The sequence below is a fragment of the Paenibacillus tengchongensis genome, from assembly GCF_008973665.1.
GTDB lineage: Bacteria > Bacillota > Bacilli > Paenibacillales > Paenibacillaceae > Paenibacillus_AQ > Paenibacillus_AQ tengchongensis.
This window is the reverse complement of sequence record NZ_WACP01000004.1, coordinates 140738-161360: the sequence shown is the minus strand read 5'-3', so window position 1 is coordinate 161360 and position 20623 is coordinate 140738. Positions and strand designations below refer to the sequence as shown.

24 protein-coding genes are annotated in these 20623 nt (G+C 56.2%); 5 read left to right on the top strand and 19 right to left on the bottom strand.

Features of this window, described 5'->3' with window-relative positions:
- Nucleotides 1-47 precede the first annotated feature (47 nt).
- From F1381_RS08435 to fur, 5 genes are all read right to left on the bottom strand, one after another.
- Complete coding sequence (locus F1381_RS08435; protein ID WP_151734387.1) at nt 48-872, bottom strand: purine-nucleoside phosphorylase; 825 nt, start codon at nt 870-872, stop codon at nt 48-50.
- 28 nt (nt 873-900) lie between these two features.
- Entirely contained in the window at nt 901-2079 is a 1179-nt protein-coding gene (gene deoB / locus F1381_RS08430) for a phosphopentomutase (RefSeq protein ID WP_151734386.1), read from the bottom strand.
- Between the two features lie 116 nt (nt 2080-2195).
- Entirely contained in the window at nt 2196-3089 is an 894-nt protein-coding gene (xerD, locus tag F1381_RS08425) for a site-specific tyrosine recombinase XerD (protein ID WP_151734636.1), read from the bottom strand.
- A gap of 174 nt (nt 3090-3263) precedes the next feature.
- Nucleotides 3264-3497 carry a DUF4227 family protein gene (locus F1381_RS28170; RefSeq protein ID WP_187355253.1) on the bottom strand — a complete coding sequence of 78 codons (234 nt, stop codon included), beginning with the start codon at nt 3495-3497 and terminating at the stop codon, nt 3264-3266.
- A gap of 256 nt (nt 3498-3753) precedes the next feature.
- Nucleotides 3754-4221: a ferric iron uptake transcriptional regulator gene (gene fur / locus F1381_RS08415; RefSeq protein WP_151734384.1), complete on the bottom strand. Its 468-nt coding sequence runs from the start codon at nt 4219-4221 to the stop codon at nt 3754-3756.
- A 281-nt stretch (nt 4222-4502) separates the two neighbouring features.
- Here fur and F1381_RS08410 point away from each other — a divergent pair, with 281 nt between their 5' ends.
- A complete protein-coding gene (locus tag F1381_RS08410; RefSeq protein WP_151734383.1) occupies nt 4503-4718 on the top strand; it encodes a hypothetical protein in 216 nt (71 codons plus the stop codon).
- Between the two features lie 58 nt (nt 4719-4776).
- Here F1381_RS08410 and F1381_RS08405 read toward each other — a convergent pair whose 3' ends face one another.
- The 7 genes from F1381_RS08405 to F1381_RS08375 all read right to left on the bottom strand — a co-directional run bounded on the left by F1381_RS08405 (nt 4777) and on the right by F1381_RS08375 (nt 10478).
- Nucleotides 4777-5316 carry a GNAT family N-acetyltransferase gene (locus F1381_RS08405; RefSeq protein WP_151734382.1) on the bottom strand — a complete coding sequence of 180 codons (540 nt, stop codon included), beginning with the start codon at nt 5314-5316 and terminating at the stop codon, nt 4777-4779.
- A 40-nt stretch (nt 5317-5356) separates the two neighbouring features.
- Nucleotides 5357-6247 (bottom strand): MerR family transcriptional regulator, encoded by an 891-nt coding sequence (locus F1381_RS08400; protein ID WP_151734381.1) that lies wholly within the window; start codon nt 6245-6247, stop codon nt 5357-5359.
- Between the two features lie 115 nt (nt 6248-6362).
- The gene (locus tag F1381_RS08395) at nt 6363-6758 is read right to left on the bottom strand and encodes a PucR family transcriptional regulator (protein ID WP_187355251.1); all 396 of its coding nucleotides are present in this window, start codon (nt 6756-6758) and stop codon (nt 6363-6365) included.
- Between the two features lie 44 nt (nt 6759-6802).
- Entirely contained in the window at nt 6803-7210 is a 408-nt protein-coding gene (locus F1381_RS08390; RefSeq protein WP_246187957.1) for an amidohydrolase family protein, read from the bottom strand.
- A gap of 781 nt (nt 7211-7991) precedes the next feature.
- Nucleotides 7992-8615: a stage II sporulation protein M gene (spoIIM, locus tag F1381_RS08385; RefSeq protein WP_151734379.1), complete on the bottom strand. Its 624-nt coding sequence runs from the start codon at nt 8613-8615 to the stop codon at nt 7992-7994.
- A 97-nt stretch (nt 8616-8712) separates the two neighbouring features.
- Nucleotides 8713-9915, bottom strand: a complete 1203-nt coding sequence (locus F1381_RS08380) for an endonuclease Q family protein (protein ID WP_151734378.1) — start codon at nt 9913-9915, stop codon at nt 8713-8715.
- The gene (locus F1381_RS08375; protein WP_151734377.1) at nt 9906-10478 is read right to left on the bottom strand and encodes an NUDIX hydrolase; all 573 of its coding nucleotides are present in this window, start codon (nt 10476-10478) and stop codon (nt 9906-9908) included. The genes F1381_RS08380 and F1381_RS08375 overlap by 10 nt, the downstream gene beginning before the upstream one ends.
- A gap of 76 nt (nt 10479-10554) precedes the next feature.
- On the opposite strand from F1381_RS08375, the gene F1381_RS28165 reads away from it, so the two are divergent.
- A complete protein-coding gene (locus F1381_RS28165) occupies nt 10555-10728 on the top strand; it encodes a hypothetical protein (RefSeq protein ID WP_187355250.1) in 174 nt (57 codons plus the stop codon).
- Nucleotides 10729-10826: 98 nt separating this feature from the next.
- Here the strand turns inward: F1381_RS28165 and F1381_RS08370 are convergent, their stop codons facing one another.
- Nucleotides 10827-11954, bottom strand: a complete 1128-nt coding sequence (locus F1381_RS08370) for a M20/M25/M40 family metallo-hydrolase (protein ID WP_151734376.1) — start codon at nt 11952-11954, stop codon at nt 10827-10829.
- 101 nt (nt 11955-12055) lie between these two features.
- On the opposite strand from F1381_RS08370, the gene prli42 reads away from it, so the two are divergent.
- Nucleotides 12056-12157: a stressosome-associated protein Prli42 gene (prli42, locus tag F1381_RS08365; RefSeq protein ID WP_150270838.1), complete on the top strand. Its 102-nt coding sequence runs from the start codon at nt 12056-12058 to the stop codon at nt 12155-12157.
- A 219-nt stretch (nt 12158-12376) separates the two neighbouring features.
- Here the strand turns inward: prli42 and F1381_RS08360 are convergent, their stop codons facing one another.
- From F1381_RS08360 to lpdA, 4 genes are all read right to left on the bottom strand, one after another.
- Nucleotides 12377-13855: a dihydrolipoamide acetyltransferase family protein gene (locus F1381_RS08360; RefSeq protein WP_151734375.1), complete on the bottom strand. Its 1479-nt coding sequence runs from the start codon at nt 13853-13855 to the stop codon at nt 12377-12379.
- A gap of 581 nt (nt 13856-14436) precedes the next feature.
- A complete protein-coding gene (locus F1381_RS08355; RefSeq protein WP_151734374.1) occupies nt 14437-15423 on the bottom strand; it encodes an alpha-ketoacid dehydrogenase subunit beta in 987 nt (328 codons plus the stop codon).
- A 2-nt stretch (nt 15424-15425) separates the two neighbouring features.
- Nucleotides 15426-16457: a thiamine pyrophosphate-dependent dehydrogenase E1 component subunit alpha gene (locus tag F1381_RS08350; protein ID WP_151734373.1), complete on the bottom strand. Its 1032-nt coding sequence runs from the start codon at nt 16455-16457 to the stop codon at nt 15426-15428.
- A gap of 329 nt (nt 16458-16786) precedes the next feature.
- Nucleotides 16787-18208 carry a dihydrolipoyl dehydrogenase gene (gene lpdA, locus F1381_RS08345; RefSeq protein ID WP_151734372.1) on the bottom strand — a complete coding sequence of 474 codons (1422 nt, stop codon included), beginning with the start codon at nt 18206-18208 and terminating at the stop codon, nt 16787-16789.
- A gap of 271 nt (nt 18209-18479) precedes the next feature.
- Here lpdA and F1381_RS29255 point away from each other — a divergent pair, with 271 nt between their 5' ends.
- Nucleotides 18480-18689 carry a GNAT family N-acetyltransferase gene (locus F1381_RS29255; RefSeq protein ID WP_151734634.1) on the top strand — a complete coding sequence of 70 codons (210 nt, stop codon included), beginning with the start codon at nt 18480-18482 and terminating at the stop codon, nt 18687-18689.
- 96 nt (nt 18690-18785) lie between these two features.
- On the opposite strand, the gene F1381_RS08335 is transcribed toward F1381_RS29255, so the two are convergent.
- Both F1381_RS08335 and F1381_RS08330 read right to left on the bottom strand, forming a co-directional pair.
- Nucleotides 18786-18974, bottom strand: a complete 189-nt coding sequence (locus F1381_RS08335) for a hypothetical protein (RefSeq protein ID WP_151734371.1) — start codon at nt 18972-18974, stop codon at nt 18786-18788.
- The gene (locus F1381_RS08330) at nt 18971-19366 is read right to left on the bottom strand and encodes a hypothetical protein (protein WP_151734370.1); all 396 of its coding nucleotides are present in this window, start codon (nt 19364-19366) and stop codon (nt 18971-18973) included. The genes F1381_RS08335 and F1381_RS08330 overlap by 4 nt, the downstream gene beginning before the upstream one ends.
- Nucleotides 19367-19634: 268 nt before the next feature.
- On the opposite strand from F1381_RS08330, the gene F1381_RS08325 reads away from it, so the two are divergent.
- On the top strand, nt 19635-20495 hold the full coding sequence (locus tag F1381_RS08325; RefSeq protein WP_246187956.1) for a glycosyltransferase family 2 protein: 861 nt from the start codon (nt 19635-19637) through the stop codon (nt 20493-20495).
- The last annotated feature ends 128 nt before the right edge of the window (nt 20496-20623 follow it).

Sequence of the window (20623 nt, the reverse complement as noted above, 5' to 3'; positions counted from 1 at the left end):
CGATGGTTCCTCCCGTATTCAAAAGTAAATTGCGCTCACTCGCGAGCTTACATCTTGGGAATAAACGCCAGCACCAGCTTCAGGAAACGCTCGCGCACCCGCTCCGCCGTCTCCATAACTTCGGCGTGGTTCAGCGGCTGGTCGAGAATGCCCGCAGCCATATTAGTAATACAGGAGATGCCCAGCACCTCAATGCCGGAATGGCGGGCCACAATCGTCTCTGAAACGGTGGACATGCCTACGGCATCGGCGCCCTGACGGCGCAGCATGACGATTTCGGCAGGTGTTTCATAGGTAGGTCCCAGAAGTCCGGCATAGACGCCTTCCTTAAAGGTGAAATTCTGCTCTGCCGCGGCTTCCTTAGCTGCAGCGATCAGGCGCGGGCTGTAAGCGGTGGACATATCCGGGAAGCGTACCCCGAGCGCATTGTCGTTCGGTCCGATCAGCGGATTGCGTCCGGTCAGATTGAGATGGTCGGTAATCAGCATCAGGTCGCCGGGCGTGAAGTCCGTGTTCACACCGCCGGCGGCGTTGGTCACCAGCAGGCTGGTGACGCCAAGCTCCTTCATGACGCGCACAGGGAAGGCCGTTGTTTCCGGGCCATAGCCTTCGTACATGTGGAAGCGTCCCTTCATCATGACTACGCGGCGGCCTTCAATCATGCCGATCAGCAGCTCGCCCTCATGGCCTTCCACGGTAGATACCGGGAAATGGGGAATGTCCTGATACGGAATGACCACTGCATCGGTAATCAGATCGGCCAGCACGCCCAGGCCGGAGCCGAGAATTAGCCCGATCTCCGGGGCGACGGTACATTTATCCTTAATATAAACTGCAGCTTCCTGAATGTTCTTTTGGGTTACGATGCTCACTGTTATACCTCCTCATATTTACCGCTGATTATTGCAGCTCCGGCAGGAAGCTTGTCCCGTACTGCGGAGCCTTGGCCCCGAAATTGTCGGCTATGGTTGCCGCCACATCGGAGAAGGTGGCACGGATGCCGAGATTGCCCGCCTTCTTGAACCGCGGGCTATAGACCAGGAGCGGCACATATTCACGGGTGTGGTCGGTTCCGCTGTGGATCGGGTCATTGCCGTGGTCTGCGGAAATAATCAGCAGATCCTCTTCGCCGAGTGTCGAGATCAGCTCCGGCAGCGCCTCATCGAAGACCTCCAGCGCCCGTCCGTAGCCTTCCGGATCACGGCGGTGTCCGTACAGGGAATCGAAGTCGACGAGATTGGTGAAGAGCAGGCCGTCGAACGGCTTGCGCAGCTCGGCGATCGTCACTTCAATGCCGTGCTCGTTGCTCTTCGTCGGATAGCTGGCGGTAACGCCTTCTCCGGTAAAAATATCGTTGATCTTGCCTACGGCAATAACATCCTTGCCGATATCCTGCAGAGCATTCATAACGGTCGGCTCCGGCGGCTTCACCGCATAATCGTGCCGGTTCGGCGTCCGCGTGAAGCTGCCCGGCTGTCCGACATACGGGCGGGCGATGACCCGGCCGACGGAGAACTCCGGCGCCATGGTCAGCTCACGGGCGATGTGGCAGGCGCGGTACAGTTCGTCGAGTGGAATCACTTCTTCATGGGCAGCGAGCTGGAATACGCTGTCCGCCGAAGTATAAACAATCCATGCGCCGGTCTTCATCTGCTCTTCGCCGTATTCCACCAGAATCTCCGTGCCGGATGCCGGCTTATTGCCGATCACCTTGCGGCCGGTAGCTTCCTCAAACTTCGTGATCAGTTCGGCCGGGAAGCCGTCCGGATAGACATTAAACGGGGTCTCAATCTTCAGGCCCATCAGCTCCCAGTGTCCGGTCATCGTGTCCTTGCCGACCGATACCTCCTGCATTTTGCCGTAGTAGGCAGCAGGCTCGTCCACCGGCTGCAGCGGAGGCAGCGGAGCAATATTGGCCAGTCCCAGCCGCTGCAGATTCGGCAGCTTCAGTCCCGGCACACGTTCCAGAATATGGCCCAGTGTATGGGCGCCCTTGTCTCCAAAGCTTTCCGCATCGGGAGCTTCGCCGATACCCACACTATCAAGTACTATAAATCCGATCCGTTTAAATGAGGACATTATCCCTCTCACTCCTTCACCCTTGTGTATACTCTTGTTCAAAGAGGACATCCCTTCCATATCTCCATCATACCCATAATCATCCTGAAAAGCATCTTTTAGCATCCGACGACGGCTCACTTAGCCCGCGGATGGAAATTCTCATAGACTTCCTTCATATTGCGCCGGGCGATGCCGCTGTATACCTGTGTGGTCGAAATATCGGCATGGCCGAGCATCTGCTGCACGGAGCGCAAATCGGCGCCGCCTTCCAGCAGATGCGCTGCGAACGAATGCCGCAGCGTATGCGGCGTAATCTCCTCGGCAATGCCCGCTCCCCGCGCGTATTTCTTGATGATCTTCCAGAAGCCCTGGCGTGTCAGCCGTCCGCCCAGACTATTCAGGAACAGCGCCGGCTCGTCCGCATTTCCGCGCAGCAGCTGCTCCCGGCTCCCACTCTCGTATTCAGCGACGCACTGGGCTGCAATGCTGCCGATCGGCACCACCCGTTCCTTGCCGGAAGCGCCCGTGCAGCGGGCGAATTTCAGCTCGGTCTGCACATCCCCCGTATCCAGTGCGATCAGCTCGGAGACCCGGATGCCGGTGGCATACAGCAGTTCAAGCATCGCTTTGTCGCGTTTGCCCGGCGGGGCCGTTACATCGGGAGCTGCAAGCAGCCGCTCTATATCTTCAATGCTCAGCACCATCGGCGGTTTCTTGTTTGGCTTGATGGCCTCCATATCCAGCGTCGGGTCTTGCGAAATCACACGTTCTCTTAGCATATAATGAAAAAAAGCGCGCAGCGATACCGTCGTCCGGTTCACTGTAGCCGCAGCCTTGCCCGCATTCCGCAGCTCGCCCAGGTACAACTGGATATGCACCCGCCTGATGTCCTCAGGAGCGACAAGCCCCTTCTCTCCGGCAAAATCAAGAAACTGCGCCACATCCCGGCCGTACGACTCCAGGGTGCTGGAGGATAATCCTTTATCACCGGACAGATACGCTATGAAGGGCTGTAATTGTGCTTTGATCTGTATTTCCATGGGTTCACACTCCCGTCTTCCTAAGGCTACTCGCTCCCTTGCAGCATACGGGCATAACAAACGCAGGCCGCCGGATCAGCGTCCGGCAGCTCCGCGGCATCCATCCGCCATAGCTTCATTTCGACAAACTTGGGGCACCTTCCTGCTTAAAGGGCCGCAGTTCTACTCACCGAGCCAATAATAAAGCCGCAGGCGTTCGCCCGGGCTCAGCTTATTCTCACCACGGTATTCATATTGAAACGCCCGGACCGCCGTTCCTTCCGGGATCTCCTGCCGGTCCAGCGGATTCAGCCAGGCTCCGGCCCAGCTCAGCAGATAATAGAACAGGCAGCTCAGCGCAACAAGCAGCGTCAAGAAATACAGCCGCCGAACGGTCTTTGGAACAGAGATAATCACAGGCAAGACCTCCCTTATACCGCAATATGTGTACAAGCGCTTGTGCAGCAGATGACCCGTCCTACACGATATGCCGGGGTGTCCGGAGTTATGTATGGTAAATCCGGGCTCTAATCCCACAATCAGCATCATTCATGCATAAATGCGAAAGAGTCTGATTGTTCAAATCCGGGACCATAACCGTTCACAGCCGATAAAAAACTCCCTCCGGCCAGCAGCCGGGGAGAGCTTGTGCGGTTACCTTATAATAGTGCGCTTATTCCGGCGATTGGCCTTCCGCGCTGTTCTTATCCTTGCAACGGTGGCAAATGCCGTGAAAATCCAGTCTGTGATCCAGCACCGTAAAATTAAACTCCTGCTCCAGACGCTCTTCCAGCGGCCCGAGCCAATCCTCACGGATCTCATCCATACTGCCGCATTGCACGCAGATCAAATGATGATGATGATGCTTAGCCGTATCCGTCCGCAGATCGTAACGGGCAACCCCGTCGCCGAAGTTGATTTTCTCCACCACATGCAGCTCGCTGAGCAGTTCCAGGGTACGGTATACCGTGGCAAGACCGATCTCGGGGGCCTTTTCTTTCACAAGCATAAATACATCTTCGGCGCTTAAATGATCTTCTTCATTCTCCAGCAATACCCGCAGGGTTGCTTCGCGCTGGGGCGTCAGCTTATACCCTTGCGATTGCAGCTGCTGCTTGATTTTGTCTATCCGGGCTTCCACCTGTCTCCCCCCTCCACAACTTACCCACCGTCTACGAAAACGGTTCTTTGTCCTTTCAGCAAGGACAGTCCGTTCTCCCGCACAAAACCGCTCCTTCCATTATAGGTGGAGTCGCTTTGAGAAGTCAAACGCTTTTGGGCATGACCCCTTTCATAGCAGCCAAAGCCAAGATGGGGGTATACTTCTTGAAAAATGGCCGGGAACCTGCAGATTGGCCTATTATAATAGAAACAATCGTTCAGCAGGTTCGTCCCGGGCCATAAGCCGCGAGGAGGACACATATGCAAGAGCTCCGTTTACAAAAGCAAACCCGCGTGGTCAGCTTCAGAATCGCTGAGGAGGCGGGCGAATTCATCGTCTTTGATATGTCTTTATCCGGTCCGGTGCGCCAGCGCACCCGTTACAGCGGTCCCGACTTCAAGGAAGCGTGGCAAGCGGTCGAAGCCATCCTGGGCGACACCGACATTCCGGCTGCGCTGCAGAGATTTGCGGGATAAGCTTACCGGAGCAGGCGGTCCTCGCAAGAGGACCGTTTAGTTCATATCCGCGCAACCGCTATGCCCCGGTGATTATGTACATACTTACATACTGTTTGGCGCATACAAAAGAGAATCCGGTTTTCTCGAGCACTTTGCGGGAAGCCCAATTCTCATGCTCCGCACAGCCTGTAATCACCGGCTCGGCGCCGAGCTCGCGCAGCCGCAGCAGTCCCCAGCGAACCGCAGCACCCGCCGCTTCAGTGGCATAGCCTCTGCATTGGTACGCTTCGCCGATGCCGTATCCGATCTCCACATGCTCCAGCTCCTCCTCCGGTCCATGGAACTTGTTCAGCGACACCGTGCCGATCAGCTCGCCGGTGGCTTTCAAGTACAATCCGGAATCAAACGCTTCGCGGAGCAGGTCAATCCTCCGCTTACTTTTCTCCTGCATCTCCCTGATCTCGCGGGCTGCTGACGCCAACGTCGGCGGGTCCTGAAAATAGAACCACCTCCGGTAGGAGGCTTCATTGCGCAGACGGACATACGTCTCCATATCTTCCTCCCGTAACGGCCGGTAGTCCAGGCGTTCACTGGTTATTGTTACGAATTCAGGCATACAGCTCCTCCAGTTCTGCAAAAACTCACAGTTTCCCTCCTCACACACGCTCCAGCAGATGCCACAATTCCATCTCCGGATTGACGGGAAGCTCCATCCGCTCCTCCCGGTAAATCTCGGCCGTCAGAATTTCTGCTCCATCATAAGGCGACCCCGGCAGCCATTCGTTGTACAAATAACCGTATGCACCTTCAAGCGCAGCGCCTGTCAGGGTCTCCCGGTCTCCGGCCCGGAAAATCACCCGCGCATACAAGCCCGCCGGAAGTGTATTGCAGCTCATGCCCTGCGGAATGGGTCCGGGTGCCGACACCTGTATACCCATCATGTAAGTGCCTGCGCTCATATCCTGCTCACACTCGCATACCAGGCCAATGTTTACGGCCGGCACGGCATGATTGGCAATCAGCTCCGCCTCGTCGTTGCCGAAGAAATTGCCGATAAGCTCGTCGATAAGCCGCTGCTTCACCTCTTGCTCTGCATAGGGCACACGTGCCGCCCGGCCGACCGTGAACAGCGGCTGCTTTAGCTCGAAGGTTTCCGCACGGTAGTCAATTGCATACAGAGACGTCTCTGGCACAGGAATATAGGGCTCGTTCCCCTCCCCGACACGCACCTGCAGTGCCAGAAGTTCATTTCTAATTTCATGCAACAGCCGTTCCTCTGCCTCCAAAGCGGCAAGCTGCAGCCGGACGGGCTTCACCCATTGCTCCGCACCGGAATCGAGCATTATCCGGATCTCTTCCAGGGAAAAGCGCAGCCTGCGCAGATACAGGATGCGGCGCATGCGCTCATGCTGCGCCTCTTTGTAGAATGAATAGCCATTACCGAAATCCGTCTCCGCCGGCAACAGGAGACCGATGTCTTTATAATGCCTGAGCGTCTTCTTGGATACTCGATGCATATGTGCAAATTCTCCGGTGGTCACCCGCATATCATCACCCCAAGAGGATCATAGCCCATGCCCTTGGGGCCCGGTCAAGGAGCAATGTCGCAATTCTGTCCGCCATCCAGCCGCTTGTCTCAAGAAGGGCGGACGCTGTGAAGGCTCAGCTCCGGGATGCCCCGTTACCCCCTTGCGAAAGCCCGCTCAGTGCTTCCGCGCCAGGCTCCAGCAGCCTGCGGAAGAGAAAGACCAGATTCAGCAGCAGCAGGTTCCCGGGCTCCCGCAGCGGCATGCCGAGCAGCCGTTCCAGCTTCTCGAGGCGATACGCTGCCGTGTTGCGGTGAATATACAGCTTTGCCGACATTTCATTCATCTGACCGCTGCAGGATACGAAGGTTTCCAGCGTAAGCAGCAGCTCCGCATCGCAGCCGTCTCCCGCCAGCAGGGCGCCGAGATAGCGGTCGACATATTGCCGCATCTCCTCGCGGGAGATTCCTTGGACGAACAGCAGGAAATCTTCTTGTACGGCGGACAATCCGCCGACTGATGCCGTTATCATCGTATTCCCTCCTTGGAATCGTGCTGCACGGTCAGTGGACCGCGCTACATATGGATATTGGCCGTTCCCGGATAGACAGGCGAGCATTCCCTCCCGGCCGGACGGGGAAGAAGACCCTCACCGCAACTGTAGACAACACGGCCCCGCAGCAGCGTCATCTTCACTCTGCAGCGGAAGGAACGGCCAACATAAGGCGAGACCGGATGCCGCTGGTAGAGATCAGTTGCCTGCAGCGTATAGCCGGCATTCAGGTCGACCAGGGCGAGATCAGCGTCGCAGCCCGGCGCTATGCGGCCCTTCGTTGGCCCGAGACCGAAGCGTTCAGCGGGGGCTCCTGACAGCAGACGGGCCAGCTGCGGCAGCGGAAGCCCCCGTTTCAGATGCCCCTCATCCAGCATCAGCTCCAGTGTGCTTTGCACAGCCGAAATGCCGCCCCAGGCAGCGAATCTCAACCAACCAGGATGTCTATAAATACAGGCCATCGTTACCCAGGATGATAAGACATGATAAGACAAGCGGACACCCAAGACAGCCGTGCGGTAGCCGATTTATTGGCCCAGCCCGGTTATCCCGAAGCCGAAAGGAGATCGGCCTAAAAACCCGCCTTTCCAATACTTGTATAACCATGTGGAAATGATACTTAATGTGCATAAAGGAGTAGTACCGTTTCCACGGCTCCCTGCACTGGCTGGCTGAGATCATGCGACACGTTCAATTGGGTTGCTTTGGCCAGGGGGATCACCTCCTTTCGGGAAAATAAAAAGAGCCCCTCCGCAGCGAGACTCTATGTGCTATAATTTGGCTTGTACAACTGAACTTGGGTGGGAAAGTATCGCCTCCAGATCGGAGGTGATGCTTATGAAATTTTCGTTGTCCGAAGTGATTATGCTCGGCATGTTCTTGCTGGCGCTGCTCACTTATCTGAAACGAAAATAACCCGCCCAGGTTAGCGCCAAGGGAACGGGTTATTTTCAGCTTGCTCTGGAGGTTTCCCATCCAAGTGTTGTGCAGGGAGTCGGTGTGCGGCCGGCTCCTTTTGTTATTGTTATCTTAGCATATTACCTTTTATACCTCAACATACCCCTGCATACCTTAAGCTACCCTATCCAAGCCCAAGTGAAGCTAACCACTCCATACTAAATCCAGAGAATCTGCAGTAAATGTGATTTTTCCGTTATTTTTTCGCCATACAAACGCCACCTAAAGCCCATAACACCAGTATCTACGGGGTTTCTAGACCAGCATCGGTGTCACCCAGCGCATCATCGCCGGCGTCACCCATGCCTCGAAGCCGGAGATGGCGAGAATCAGCACGGCCAGTCCCAGCGTCAGCAGCGTGTAGCTGGTAAACGGACGCGTAAACGGCATGCGGCGCCCGCCCAGGACGCGGCTGCGGATCATCAGCAGGGAGAAGGCGATCGCCGACGCGCTGGAGACGAGCAGCACCGGGATCAGCACCAGATTGTGCGGGGCGACCGAGACCAGGGCAAACAGCATACCGTGCCAGGAGTATTCGCTGACCAGTGTGCCTACCGTGAACCCGATCAGCACCCCTTTGAGAAAATCAAGGATCAGAATGCCCGGCAGCCCGATCACGGACAGGCCGAGAATCCAGATCAGCCCGATCCACTTCAGATTGAGCGCAGCAATGCTCCAGTACGTATCCGGAGCGGCAGGCAGGCCCTGCTGGTCCACCGTGACAAAGAAATTGCCCAGGTAATCCCCGAGCTCCTGCTGCTGGTCCAGGGTTAAGGCACCGACAATCAACGCACCGAACACCACCCCGACCAGAAATAAGACGGCGACAAAAATATACAGCGGCGTCTGCTCCTTCACCATCTGCCTTAAGCTGCGCATGGGACGTTCTCCTTTCGGTGTTCACATTGTTACACCATATGAAGGAATGTCCCATTCTATGACTTGTCCGGCATTCAGGTTACGGCCCTGTGCAGACTTACTCCTTAGCCGGCTGCACAACTTTCCCGTAGGTCCCCCCGCCGCCTGCGCTCAGGCTCAGCTGCCCGGTGTGGGCCTTGACGATATTCGCAGCGAGCTCCGCTCCCGCCACGACAGCAAGCTCCGCTTCGCCTGCCCGGTGCAGAATGTTCATCTCCGTACCGAAGGCGGCCAGGAGGGCATTCATCTTGGCCTTGCCGAGCTTCGGAATAAACTCCAGCGGCACCTGGTAATGATACGGCGGCCGGTCTGCCGGAACGTACGGCTGCTCCCGGCCGGCGATGCCCAGAATGCGGTCGAAGACGCCCTGCACCAGCTTCAGGCTGCCGCAATACGGGCAGCGCTCCGCCGTCACCGCAGCTTCGTCGATGATGCTGCCGCAGCCGCCGCAATAAGAGCGGTGGTACTTGCCGAGCCGCGGGTTCAGCCCGTAATTGGCGCTGACCTTCCGCCCTTCTTCGCGGGCCAGCGCCAGCCGCAGCTCGCTGAACGAAGGGGCCGCCATGTCGATGACATTGTACTCACGGCCGATCTTGCCGAGTGAATGGGCATCGGAATTGGTCAGGAACGAATACCGGTCAAGCTCCGGGAGGTAGCCCGCCATCTCTGAGTCGGCGCTCAGTCCCAGCTCCACGCCGGCAATACCATCCAGGTCGAAGATGTCCGCCATCCGCTCGGCCGCACAGCCATAAAGCCCCTTATGCGGCGTGAAAATATGCGCCGGAATCAGCAGCCCGCCCCGGCCGGTAATCTGTTCCTGCAGCTCTCTGGCCGGTGCATACAGACGCTGGGAGCTGAGATTGACGTTGCGCATATGCCGGCTCATCCAGGAGCTGAAATCCTCCATCGCCGCAAGGTCCGGCATAAATGCCAGCACATGGAATTCCTTGCGGCCGGGCTCGCGCAGCTCAATTTCGCTGCCGGTCAGGATCGTAGTTCCCCGGTAGGCGATGCCTCCGCCCGGAACCTCCGCCATCTCGCCCGAATCCAGCGCGGTGTGGATATCCTGCAGGACGCCCGGTGAATGGCAGTCGATGATGCCGATCAGTTCTATTCCTTTGCGCTCTGCGGCCTCCTTGGCGATATTCGCAAAGGTCAGATCGCGGCTGCCGCTGATCTTCACGGCCTGCCCCTCCGATGTGCGGCCGATATGCACATGCAGATCGCAATAGTAGCCGCGCAAATCCCGGTCTAGTGCCATTGTCCCGTCAAGGTGTACAGATGCCAGGCATAGACCGCCATCATGGTCTTGGCATCGGCGATGCGGCCGTCCCGGATATATTGATAGGCCTCCTCCAGCGTCAGCTCGGAGACTTCCAGGAATTCATCCTCATCCAGCGCCATGTCGCCGGGCTGAGCGTTCTCTGTCACATATAAATGAATGATCTCGTCGGCAAAGCCCGGCGAGGTATAGAACGATTGCAGCAGCTGCAGCTCGCCGCTGTGAAAGCCGGTCTCCTCCTGCAGCTCGCGGCCGGCGGCGGCCAGCGGATCTTCCCCCGGGTCAAGCTTCCCGGCCGGAATCTCTACTTCGGTGCGGCCCATCGCCTGCCGGTACTGCTCCACCACCAGCATTTTGCCCTGGTTCAGCGCCAGCACAGCCACCGCTCCGGGATGCTTGATCACCTCACGCGTAGCGGTATTGCCGTCGGGAAGCGTTACTGTATCCACCTGCAGGGAGATGATTTTGCCGGAGAAGATCGGCTGTGTCGCTACAGTCTTTTCATCTAAAAGCGGATTGCTGTGAATTTCATTATTTTTCATAGAATATGGTCTCCTTTGCTTCGGGTCTGCATAGGGTGTATTATAGCAAACTTCAAGGGAAAGAAGGAATGCCGGCATGAAAGCACCCATTATCCGTTCAAGCCCCATTGCGTTGACGCTCTCAGGCAAGCCCGATCAGATCAAAGCGGTACTCGCCGGATGGATCCGGCAATACGGGCGGGATATGCCTCTGGTCTACGTGCTGCGGCTGCATGCCGGGAATCAGGCTTCTGCGCCCAAGGCCGGATAAACGCTCCGCAGCGCAGCGTTTAGGCAAACAGTAAGGAGCTGCTGCGGGGGTATTATCCCCTGCGGCAGCTCCTTCATCCCGTTCTATGCGGCAAATACTTAACCTTTCGTGCTTTCCTGCACGATGGCTACGACGAGACCCGCCGCTTTGACGATATCCTCGGCCTTGATCCGTTCTTGTGTCGTATGGATATGCTCGTAGCCAATCGCCAGATTGACCGTCGGCACCTTCAGTCCGTTGAAAATATTCGCATCGCTGCCGCCCCCGGACGGGAACAGCCGCGGCTTAAGACCGGCGGCGCTAATCGCGCGGCTGGCCAGCTGCACCACCGGATCATTCTCGTTGAAGCTGAATGCAGGGTAAATAATTTCACTGCGGAATTCGCTTTCCGCCCCATATTCGCGGGCCGTCGTTTCCAGCGCCTCGCGCATGGCAGCCACCTGCCGCTCCACCTTCTCCTGCACGATGCTGCGCGCTTCCGCATCCAGCTGTACATGGTCGCAGACAACATTGGTCGGACCGCCGCCGGCGAACTTGCCGATGTTGGCTGTCGTTTCATTGTCGATGCGGCCCAGCTTCATCGCCGAGATCGCCTTGCTGGCCACCTGGATCGCGCTGATGCCGTCTTCCGGATTCACACCGGCATGGGCAGATTTGCCGAAGATTTGCATCTGAATCTTGGCCTGGCTCGGAGCCGCCACGGCAATCGCGCCGACTTCACCGTTGGAATCGAGCGCGAAGCCAAGCTCGCTGTCCAGATAGCTCGGGTCCAGATGGCGCGCGCCGAGCAGCCCGGATTCCTCGCCGGCGGTAATGACGAACTGAATCTGGCCGTGCGGGATGTTCTGCTCCTGAATGACCCGGATGGCTTCGAACAGCGCAGCGAGTCCCGCCTTGTCGTCTGAGCCCAGAATCGTGCTGCCGTCGCTGGTAATCCAGCCGTCCCCGTGCAGGGTCGGCTTAATCTCGCGCCCGGGAACCACGGTGTCCATATGGCAGGTAAACAGCAGCTTCGGCGCGCTCACGCCGCTGTCGCCCTTCCAGGTGACGAATAGATTGCCTGCCCCGTGGCCGGTGCGCTCCTGCGAGTTATCTTCCACAGCTTCAAGCCCGAGAGCGCTGAACTTGGCCTTCAGCACGTCAGCAATCTCCCGCTCGTTGCCTGTCTCGCTGTCAACCCGGACAAGCTCCATAAACTCTTGAATCAGCCGGTCTTGTTCTACCATTCTGACTTCCCTCTCTTTCACGGATACGGTACAATAGTTGTATTGCTGCAAATCTGTAGACTGTATGCTTTTAACTTAAACTAATTCCAAAGGAGTCACTCATGAATCGTCAAAAATGGTTCCGCATCGTTATCTATCTCATGCTGATCGCAATGGTCGCCTCTACGCTGCTGATGGTTATCGAGCCGTTCCTGCTCGGTTAAGCGGCTTGCAATATACGGTTTATGGCGTCCGGGTTCCCCGGGCGCTGTTTGGCGTTCAGTATATTATTGCTAACGGTTGGACTTATTATAGCTAATGTTCTGGTGCAGATATAGCCAAGAAGCGATGCGGCTTAAGATATGTAGGGCCTCTCCCCGCCGTAACCAACGGACTGCCTTCCTGCGGCGGCCGGGGAGAGGTAATGTAGTTGCAGGTTGTAATTAGTATAGCTTGGTATCCGGCGTGTAGCTTTCCACGTTATCCTTCACCCGCTGCAGGAAACGCCCGCAGATGACCCCGTCCAGAATCCGGTGGTCGAGCGAGAGACAGATATTCGCCATGGAACGGACGGCTAGCATGTCATTGATGACCACCGGCCGCTTCACGATCGACTCGAAGGTCAGAATCGCCGCCTGCGGATAGTTGATAATCGGATAGGACAGAATCGAGCCGAAGGAACCTGTATTGTTGACGGTAAAGGTTCCGCCCTGCATATCGTCAAGACGCAGCTTGCCTTCGCGGGTCTTCTGGGCCAATTCATCGATTTCACGGGCCAGTCCGGCGACATTCTTCTGGTCGGCGCGCTTAATTACCGGCGTCAGCACAGAATCCTCGGTGCCTACGGCCAGCGAGATGTTGATGTCACGTTTCACGATGATTTTGTCGACGGCCCAGACAGAATTCATGATCGGATAATCCTTGATCGCGCTGACGACGGCCTTCATCAGGAAGGCCAGATAGGTCAGGTTGATGCCTTCCTTGCGTTTGAATTCATCCTTGAGCTTGTTGCGCAGGCTCACGAGATTGGTTACATCGACCTCAATCATCGTCCAGGCATGCGGAATCTCCGAGACACTCTGGCGCATGCGCGTTGCAATGGTGTTGCGGATTGGCGTCACGTCGATCAGATACTCGGAGCTGCCGCCGGGACCGCCCTCGACTTCAATCGTCGGGATCCGCGGCGATTCACTCAGGTGCAGGCCGGAGTGGCGCACCGGCTCCGGCGCTGCGGCAGGAGCCTGGCCTGGCGCGGCATAGCCGGCCTGGGCCACCGGGGCAGGCGGCTGCGCAAATGCCGCTGCTTCAGGCTGCGCAGCTGCAGCTGGTGCCGCAGGCTGCGCGGCTGCCGGGGCAGGCGCGGATGCGGCAGGCGCAGGAGCAGCGGCGGCGCCGCGCTCCAGGAACGCCAGCACATCCTTGCGTGTGATGCGGCCGCCCAGGCCGGTGCCCGGCACGGCCGTCAGGTCAATGCCGTGCTGCGCGGCCAGCGTCTGCACGGCGGGCGAGTAGCGCGAGCGCATCGGCGCGCTCGCGTCAAAGGCCGGCGCCGGGGCTGCGGCCCGCGCCGGGTGTGCGGCGGCGCTGCTGCCTGGCGCAGCGCCGGTGGCCTGCTGCGGCGGAACGGCCGCAGCAGCAGGTTCAGCCGGCGCCGGGGCACCCGCCGGCACATCTTCGGCGATGCGGGCGATCACCTCGCCGACGCTGACGACCTGGCCTTCCTCGGCCAGGAGCTCCACCAGCGTGCCCTCCACGGTGGAAGGCAGCTCCGCGTTGACTTTATCCGTAATCAGATCGCACAGCGGCTCATACTGATCCACCCGGTCGCCCGGCTGCTTCAGCCACTTTCCGATCGTCGCCGACACCAGCGATTCCGCCAGCTGCGGCATCGTCACATCCGTCAGCTTGGTATGGTCAGACATAATGTCACTCCTTAAAAGTTTGTTAGCATAAGCGTCTATGAGTTACTTCGGACAAACTTGCTTCGGAAGCATCCGCTTTGTTTGTTAGCATAAGCGTCTATGAGTTACTTCAGACAAACTTGCTTCGGAAGCATCCGCTTTGTTTGTTAGCATAAGCGTCTATGAGTTACTTCGGATAAACTTGCTTCGGAAGCATCCGCTTTTATCTGAAAAGCGCCAAATCGATTGTTTCCACAGGCAGCTGTCCGTTTTTTTCAGACGCTTCGGGATCGGCCATTGGCCTAAGTCGATTTCGTCCATCTAATTCAAGCGTATTCCTGATTTCAGAAGAACTAATTCGATTTCTGCCACTTAATTCAGGCTGTTTCGTTGCGAAACGGCAATATCGGCAGATTTAAGTGGCAGTTATCCACCTAAATCTGCAAATACAGGGTATAGTCCATAATTAGTTGGCGGAAATCGAATTAGTTCCATCCCCGCCGACCCATATGCAACCGGATGATTCACTATAATCAAGCAACTTCATGAAAAGCTGTCATCGTTTAAGCTTCAGCCAGTCTTGGCTAACTTTCCGTTCAGCCTCAGTACTCCGCCAGCCGCAGCATTTCCGCCTTCAGCTTGTCTTTGCTGAGCATGAAGAACTTCTCCATCGGCGGGCTGATCGGCATCGCCGGCACATCGGGGCCGCACAGCCGGAAGATCGGCGCGTCCAGCTCGAACAGGCAATGCTCGGCGATGATCGCCGCCACCTCGGCGCCGACGCCGCCGGTCTTGTTGTCCTCGTGGACAATCAGCACCTTGCCGGTCTGGCGCGCCGCCGCAAGGATCGCATTCTGATCCAGCGGCTGCAGCGTGCGCAGATCAAGGATATGCGCGGTAATGCCCTGCTCGCGCTCCAGCTCCTCCGCCGCCTGCATTGCAAAATGCAGCGGCAAGCTGTAACCGATCACCGTGATATCGCTGCCCTCACGCAGCAGGTTCGCTTCGCCGATCGGCACGATATAGTCGGTGTCCGGCACATCCTCCTTGATCAGCTTGTAGCATTTCTTGTTCTCGAAGAACAGCACCGGATCCGGGTCGCGTACCGCAGCCTTCAGCAGCCCTTTGGCGTCATAGGCCGAGTAAGGCGCCACAATCTTCAGTCCCGGCGTACCGAAAAAGATCGACTCCGGACACTGCGAATGATACAGTCCGCCGAAAATCCCGCCGCCGATCGGCGCACGCACCACTACCGGACAGGTCCAGTCGTTATTGGAGCGGTAACGGATTTTGGCCGCTTCGCTGATAATCTGGTTGGTCGCCGGCAGCATGAAGTCGGAGTACTGCATTTCGGCAATCGGCTTCATTCCGTACATCGCCGCACCAATGGCCACACCGGCAATGGCGGATTCCGCCAGCGGCGTATCCATTACACGCTCTTCGCCGAACTGCTCCTGTAATCCTTTGGTCGTCGTGAACACGCCGCCCTTGACGCCGACATCCTCACCAAGCACGAACACCGAATCGTCGCGCTCCATCTCTTCCTTCATTGCCAAACGGATGGCATCGATATATTCCATCATCGCCATGGTTATATGCCTCCTTCGCGGGCCGAATCGCTGTATACATGCAGCAGCGTGTCCTCCGGTTTCGGGAACGGGGCGTTCTCGGCATACGCAATCGCTTCTTTAAGCTCAAGATTAATCTCAGCCAGCAGATCGCGCTCCTGCTCCTCGCTCCACAGCCCCAGCTCCGTCAGATAAGTGCGGAATGCGGCTACGCCGTCTTTTTTCCAATTCTCGTCTACTTCTTCCTTCGTCCGGTACGCCAGATCATTATCCGAAGTCGAGTGCGGGGACAGCCGGTACATCATCGCCTCAATCAGCGTCGGTCCTTCGCCCGCCAGCGCGCGCTCGCGCGCTTCTTTCATGACCCGGTATACTTCCAGCGGATCATTGCCGTCCACCCGGACACCAGGGAAGCCGTAGCCGAGCGCCCGGTCGCTGACCTTGCCGCCGAGCTGCTTGTGGACCGGAACGGAGATCGCATACTGGTTGTTTTCGCACATAATAATGACCGGCAGCTTGTTGACCCCGGCAAAATTGCACGCTTCGTGAAAATCCCCCTGATTGCTCGAGCCCTCGCCAAATGTGACGAAGGAGACAAAAGGCTTCTTCTGCATCTTGGCAGCCAGCGCAAACCCGACCGCATGCGGAACCTGAGTGGTTACCGGGCTGGAGCCCGTGACAATCCGCAGCTTCTTATGGCCGAAATGGCCCGGCATCTGCCGCCCGCCGCTGTTCGGGTCCTCCGCCTTGGCGAAGACGGACAGCATCAGCTCGCGCATTGTCATCCCCACCGACAGCACAAACGCATAGTCGCGGTAATAAGGGAGAAAATAGTCCTGCTCGCGGTCCAGCGCAAAAGCCGCCGCCACCTGCGCCGCCTCCTGGCCGATGCCGGAGACATGGAAGTTGATCTTGCCGGCGCGCTGCAGCAGCAGACTGCGCTCATCGTACTTGCGGCCCATCTGCATAAATCTGTACATATCGATGACCTGACCGTCAGTGAGTCCAAGCGGCTTGTGCCGGTCCACCGTTCCGCCAGTCTTTTGGGATTCCATAATGGAGAACCTCCTAAAAGTTTTGTACTTTTCTCAGAACCTGCATTGCCGCAGGCCCCTGTTTCTATCCGTTTCCGGTACCAACGTTCAAACGTTGCCCAATCTGTTCACTATACTGGTCAAGGTATGGAGAGAAATTCTGCCCATCTCCGCATATTGCCAGTAAACTTTGCCCTGATCTTATAACCAGGTACTAATACTAGACCTAACCCCATTATAAGCCAACTCCTTGCAAAAAGAAAAGCTAAAGAAATGCCGGAGCGGAGCAATTTCGGCGGGTCCTCCGTCCTTGGCTCAATCCGGCATTCTTATACGGCTGTGTCTGTCCGTTACATTCCGATTGCGCGGCCGTCCACGGCCAGCATCGCTTCCCCGATCGCCTCTGAAAGCGTCGGATGGGCGTGGATCGCTTCGCCAATCTCCCACGGTGTCGCGTCGAGCACCTGGGCCAGTGCCGCTTCCCCGATCAGATCGGTCACATGCGGCCCGATCATCTGTACACCAAGAATGTCGCGGGTTGTCTTGTCAGCCACCACTTTGACAAAACCGTCCTTCAGGCCGTGCACAACCGCTTTACCGATGGCCGAGAACGGGAATTTGCCGGTAATCACATCATGGCCCTTTTCCGCTGCTTCCTTCTCGCTGTAGCCTACACTCGCAACTTCAGGCCGCGTGTAAACGCAGCGCGGAATAAGATGGGTGTGATACGGCTGCAGCGGCTCACCGGCCAGATGCTCCACCGCCCGGATGCCTTCATGGCTGGCGGCGTGGGCCAGCTGCAGCCCGCCGATGCAGTCGCCGATGGCATAAATATGCGGCTCGCCGGTCTGCATATTAGCGTTCACCTCAATCACGCCTTTGTCAAAGCGGATGTCGGTATTCTCCAGCCCAATGTTCTCAACATTGGCTACCCGGCCAACCGATACAAGCAGCTTCTCCGCAGACAGCTGTTCCAGCTTGTCTCCTTTGCGGGCGCCGATAGTGACACCCGCAGCCGTCACCCGGCAGCTCTCCGCATCGACCAGCGTGCCGGTCAGGATCTTGACGCCGCGTTTCTTCAGCAGCCGCTGAAGCTCGCGGGCCACTTCTTCATCCTCCTGCGGCAGCAGCTGCCCGGCAGCTTCCACCACAGTAACCTGTACGCCGAAGTCAGCGAGCATCGAGGCCCATTCCACGCCGATGACTCCGCCGCCGACAATGATCATCGACGCCGGCAGCTCCTCCAGCGTGAGTGCCTCTTCACTGCTCAGGATAGCCTGGCCATCCGGCGCAAGGCCCGGCAGCACGCGCGGACGCGAGCCTGTGGCAATGATCAGATGGGCGGGGACAACGGTTTCCATCTCCCCGTCCTCCAGCTCCACTGCCACAGCGCCGCTGCGCGGCGAGAAGATCGAAGGGCCGATAATCCGCCCTTTGCCCTTCAGGACCTGGATTTTATTTTTGCGCATCAAATATTGCACGCCCTGGTGAAGCTGCTCAACCACCGCTTCCTTCCGGCGCTGTACCTTGGGGAACACCAGCCGTACCCCGTCGGTCTCTATTCCGTAATTCTCGCTCTCATTCATTTCAGCGTATACTTCCGCACTGCGCAGCAGCGACTTGCTTGGAATGCAGCCGCGGTGCAGGCAGGTGCCGCCGAGCTTGTCCTGCTCGATAACAACGACAGACTTGCCGAGCTGGGCCGCGCGGATCGCCGCCACATAGCCGCCGGTGCCGCCTCCCAAGACCGCCACGTCACAAGAAATCGTCATAATATGTATCCTCCAGTCCGTACTTCACAAGTTGGGCATAACCTATTATATTGTACTCCCTTCCGGACCTAATTCAAAACTAATAAACGTCATATCTGAGCAAAGAAATACTGCTTAACAGAGTTACTGCCAAGTACCAGCCAACGGAAAAAATGAACCATGGTGGTTCTGGACATGTCTTTTTTAAGAGGATATAGTTAAGGAGTGTACGCATGTTTAGACAAGCAACGGCTGAGGATGGGGAGGCCCAGCTTGCTCTCTCGCAGGAGATATTGCCTGCATAAGTTACCTCATCGTCGATTCTACGGTTAGAAGCAAGGGAACCGGGCAGCAAATTGAAGAGTATGCAAGCAGGGCTGCCAGAAGAAGAAACTGCGGCAACATCCAGGTTCATTGCCATTTGAGAAGAATTGACGCACACCGATTTTATAATCGGCAGGGTTATTCAGAATCTCCCAAGTATTTTACAAAGCTGCTATAGCAGATAGAAAAAAACGAACCCGTCACGCAAAAAGCACGGCGGGTTATTTCTTCTGGTTTAATAAATGCTTAGAGTGAAATCGCTGCAAGGACCTGTTTAAGAAAGAAATGTGATACGCTTATTTTCCAGCTGTGAGATGTATCTTTTGCGGCCTGTATCCAAAATCTCCTTGGCTTGAGTGCTGTAGGCAGAGACCTCTGTCGTCGTTCTGGCCAGCTTGATTTTAGTCTTTAGCCGGTTATATTCGTTCAGCTCGGATTGGGTCAGGATGATCTTATTTTTCATTTTGCCTCACTCCCGTTCTCCTGAGTGATTTCGACCTCGATTTCGCTGTTTGCTGACAGTTCAGGCAATTCTTCATGGGTCTTCAGCTTGGCATCCAGGGTCATTTTGGCTTGTTTCGCGATGAAGCTGCCGCCGCCAAAACCTCCCAGCATCGCTACATAAATATATTTCGGGTACTCCAGCCCCAAGGGTAACGCAGCAATGAGTCCGGCCCCCATACCCAACAGGATGTCCGAATAGATCCCTAAATTATATATATTCCTCTTTACATGCAGCGTGTCAATTTCAATCTTGGCCGGCGATACCCAGTTGCCATCGTTCAGATACAGCCCTGAAAGAACGCCGCCAAAGCCTCCCGATATGAGCAGCACCATTATATCCCGCAATTCCATGTCTGCACTCCCCCATCGAATTCAGATATATGTATTAGATACATTATATTTCCCTGCAATTAAAAAAGACCCGGCTTGAGCGGAGAATTGCTAATTGCTGTGCCTGCCGAAGAGGTCCGTTTATGCTGCTTCTGTCTCTGCTTCTGTTCCTTTTTTGGAGAAAGGCCTTTTTTCCGGTTTTCGGTTGCAAGTTAATTTTACTCCTCATAATGTGTATCAAGAGACAAGTATCTAGGAGGAATGCCTGGTGCCCAGAATTTCTGTAATAATGCCGGTCTACAATAACGCTATGTATTTACAGGAAGCCATCAATACCATTTTGTGGCAGACGTTCAGCGATTTGGAGCTGATCATCATTGATGACGGTTCCACTGACGGATCGGCGGGAATCATACATGAAATACAAGATACTAGAGTCAAGAAAATATTTCATTCCGTAAATTTGGGGATTGTGGCTTCGCTGAATCAAGGACTCGATTGGTCCCAGGGGGAGTATATCGCCCGTATGGACAGCGATGATGCCTCAGCACTGAACCGCCTGGAAGTGCAGGCTTATTTTATGGATCAGAATCCCCATATCGATATTTGCGGAACGGGATATACTACCAATTACCTTGGGCCGGTTAAGTTAAACCCTATGCATCATGAAGAAATTAAGGTTTGGCTGTTATTTCATTCCTGTCTCCTGCACCCTTCCGTAATGATGCGCCGGAGTTCAATAGAGCGTCTCGGAATCCGTTATGATTACAACTATCCTCATGCAGAGGATTACGAGCTGTGGAGCAGGCTTTCTTCAAGCGCGCAATTTGCAAACCTTCCTCATAACCTGTTGTTTTACCGGACTCACGAAGGCCAAATCTCCAATAAACACCGGCTCGTACAAGACAGCACCGCAAGAAGAATTCGTCAGAGACAGCTGTCTCAGCTTGGCATTCAATGTTCAGAACATGAATACGACATACTGGTAAAATTAGCCGAATTCCGTATAGTTGCCGAAGATATTGAGGACTACCGTAACGCAACGGGATTTGCGAATTGGATCCTTGATCAGAACCGGATATACCGTGTATACGATCAGGATATTCTCAATATGGCTCTGTCCAGATGTATCTCAAGAGCTCCATATTAATCTGCGACCCCTATAAAAAATGACCGCTAACTCAAAATCCCGCCGTGGATAAGCACCCGGCGGGATTTCGTATTTCAGTGCACAGAATTAAAATCGCCAACGCGTGAGGTATGCACCTGTCCTCTCTG

Excerpts from the sequence above, each read along its gene's own strand:
- prli42 (WP_150270838.1), top strand. The coding sequence starts at position 12,056 with ATGAATCGTCAAAAATGGTTCCGCATCGTTATCTATCTCATGCTGATC.
- F1381_RS08400 (WP_151734381.1), bottom strand. The coding sequence starts at position 6,247 with ATGCGGGTGACCACCGGAGAATTTGCACATATGCATCGAGTATCCAAG.
- F1381_RS08370 (WP_151734376.1), bottom strand. The coding sequence starts at position 11,954 with ATGGTAGAACAAGACCGGCTGATTCAAGAGTTTATGGAGCTTGTCCGG.
- lpdA (WP_151734372.1), bottom strand. The coding sequence starts at position 18,208 with ATGACGATTTCTTGTGACGTGGCGGTCTTGGGAGGCGGCACCGGCGGC.
- F1381_RS08395 (WP_187355251.1), bottom strand. The coding sequence starts at position 6,758 with ATGATAACGGCATCAGTCGGCGGATTGTCCGCCGTACAAGAAGATTTC.
- F1381_RS08380 (WP_151734378.1), bottom strand. The coding sequence starts at position 9,915 with ATGGCACTAGACCGGGATTTGCGCGGCTACTATTGCGATCTGCATGTG.
- F1381_RS08325 (WP_246187956.1), top strand. The coding sequence starts at position 19,635 with ATGCCGGTCTACAATAACGCTATGTATTTACAGGAAGCCATCAATACC.
- F1381_RS08405 (WP_151734382.1), bottom strand. The coding sequence starts at position 5,316 with ATGCCTGAATTCGTAACAATAACCAGTGAACGCCTGGACTACCGGCCG.
- F1381_RS08375 (WP_151734377.1), bottom strand. The coding sequence starts at position 10,478 with ATGAAAAATAATGAAATTCACAGCAATCCGCTTTTAGATGAAAAGACT.
- deoB (WP_151734386.1), bottom strand. The coding sequence starts at position 2,079 with ATGTCCTCATTTAAACGGATCGGATTTATAGTACTTGATAGTGTGGGT.
- F1381_RS08410 (WP_151734383.1), top strand. The coding sequence starts at position 4,503 with ATGCAAGAGCTCCGTTTACAAAAGCAAACCCGCGTGGTCAGCTTCAGA.
- F1381_RS08355 (WP_151734374.1), bottom strand. The coding sequence starts at position 15,423 with ATGGCGATGATGGAATATATCGATGCCATCCGTTTGGCAATGAAGGAA.
- F1381_RS08330 (WP_151734370.1), bottom strand. The coding sequence starts at position 19,366 with ATGGAATTGCGGGATATAATGGTGCTGCTCATATCGGGAGGCTTTGGC.
- F1381_RS08335 (WP_151734371.1), bottom strand. The coding sequence starts at position 18,974 with ATGAAAAATAAGATCATCCTGACCCAATCCGAGCTGAACGAATATAAC.
- F1381_RS08350 (WP_151734373.1), bottom strand. The coding sequence starts at position 16,457 with ATGGAATCCCAAAAGACTGGCGGAACGGTGGACCGGCACAAGCCGCTT.
- spoIIM (WP_151734379.1), bottom strand. The coding sequence starts at position 8,615 with ATGCGCAGCTTAAGGCAGATGGTGAAGGAGCAGACGCCGCTGTATATT.
- F1381_RS28165 (WP_187355250.1), top strand. The coding sequence starts at position 10,555 with ATGAAAGCACCCATTATCCGTTCAAGCCCCATTGCGTTGACGCTCTCA.
- F1381_RS08360 (WP_151734375.1), bottom strand. The coding sequence starts at position 13,855 with ATGTCTGACCATACCAAGCTGACGGATGTGACGATGCCGCAGCTGGCG.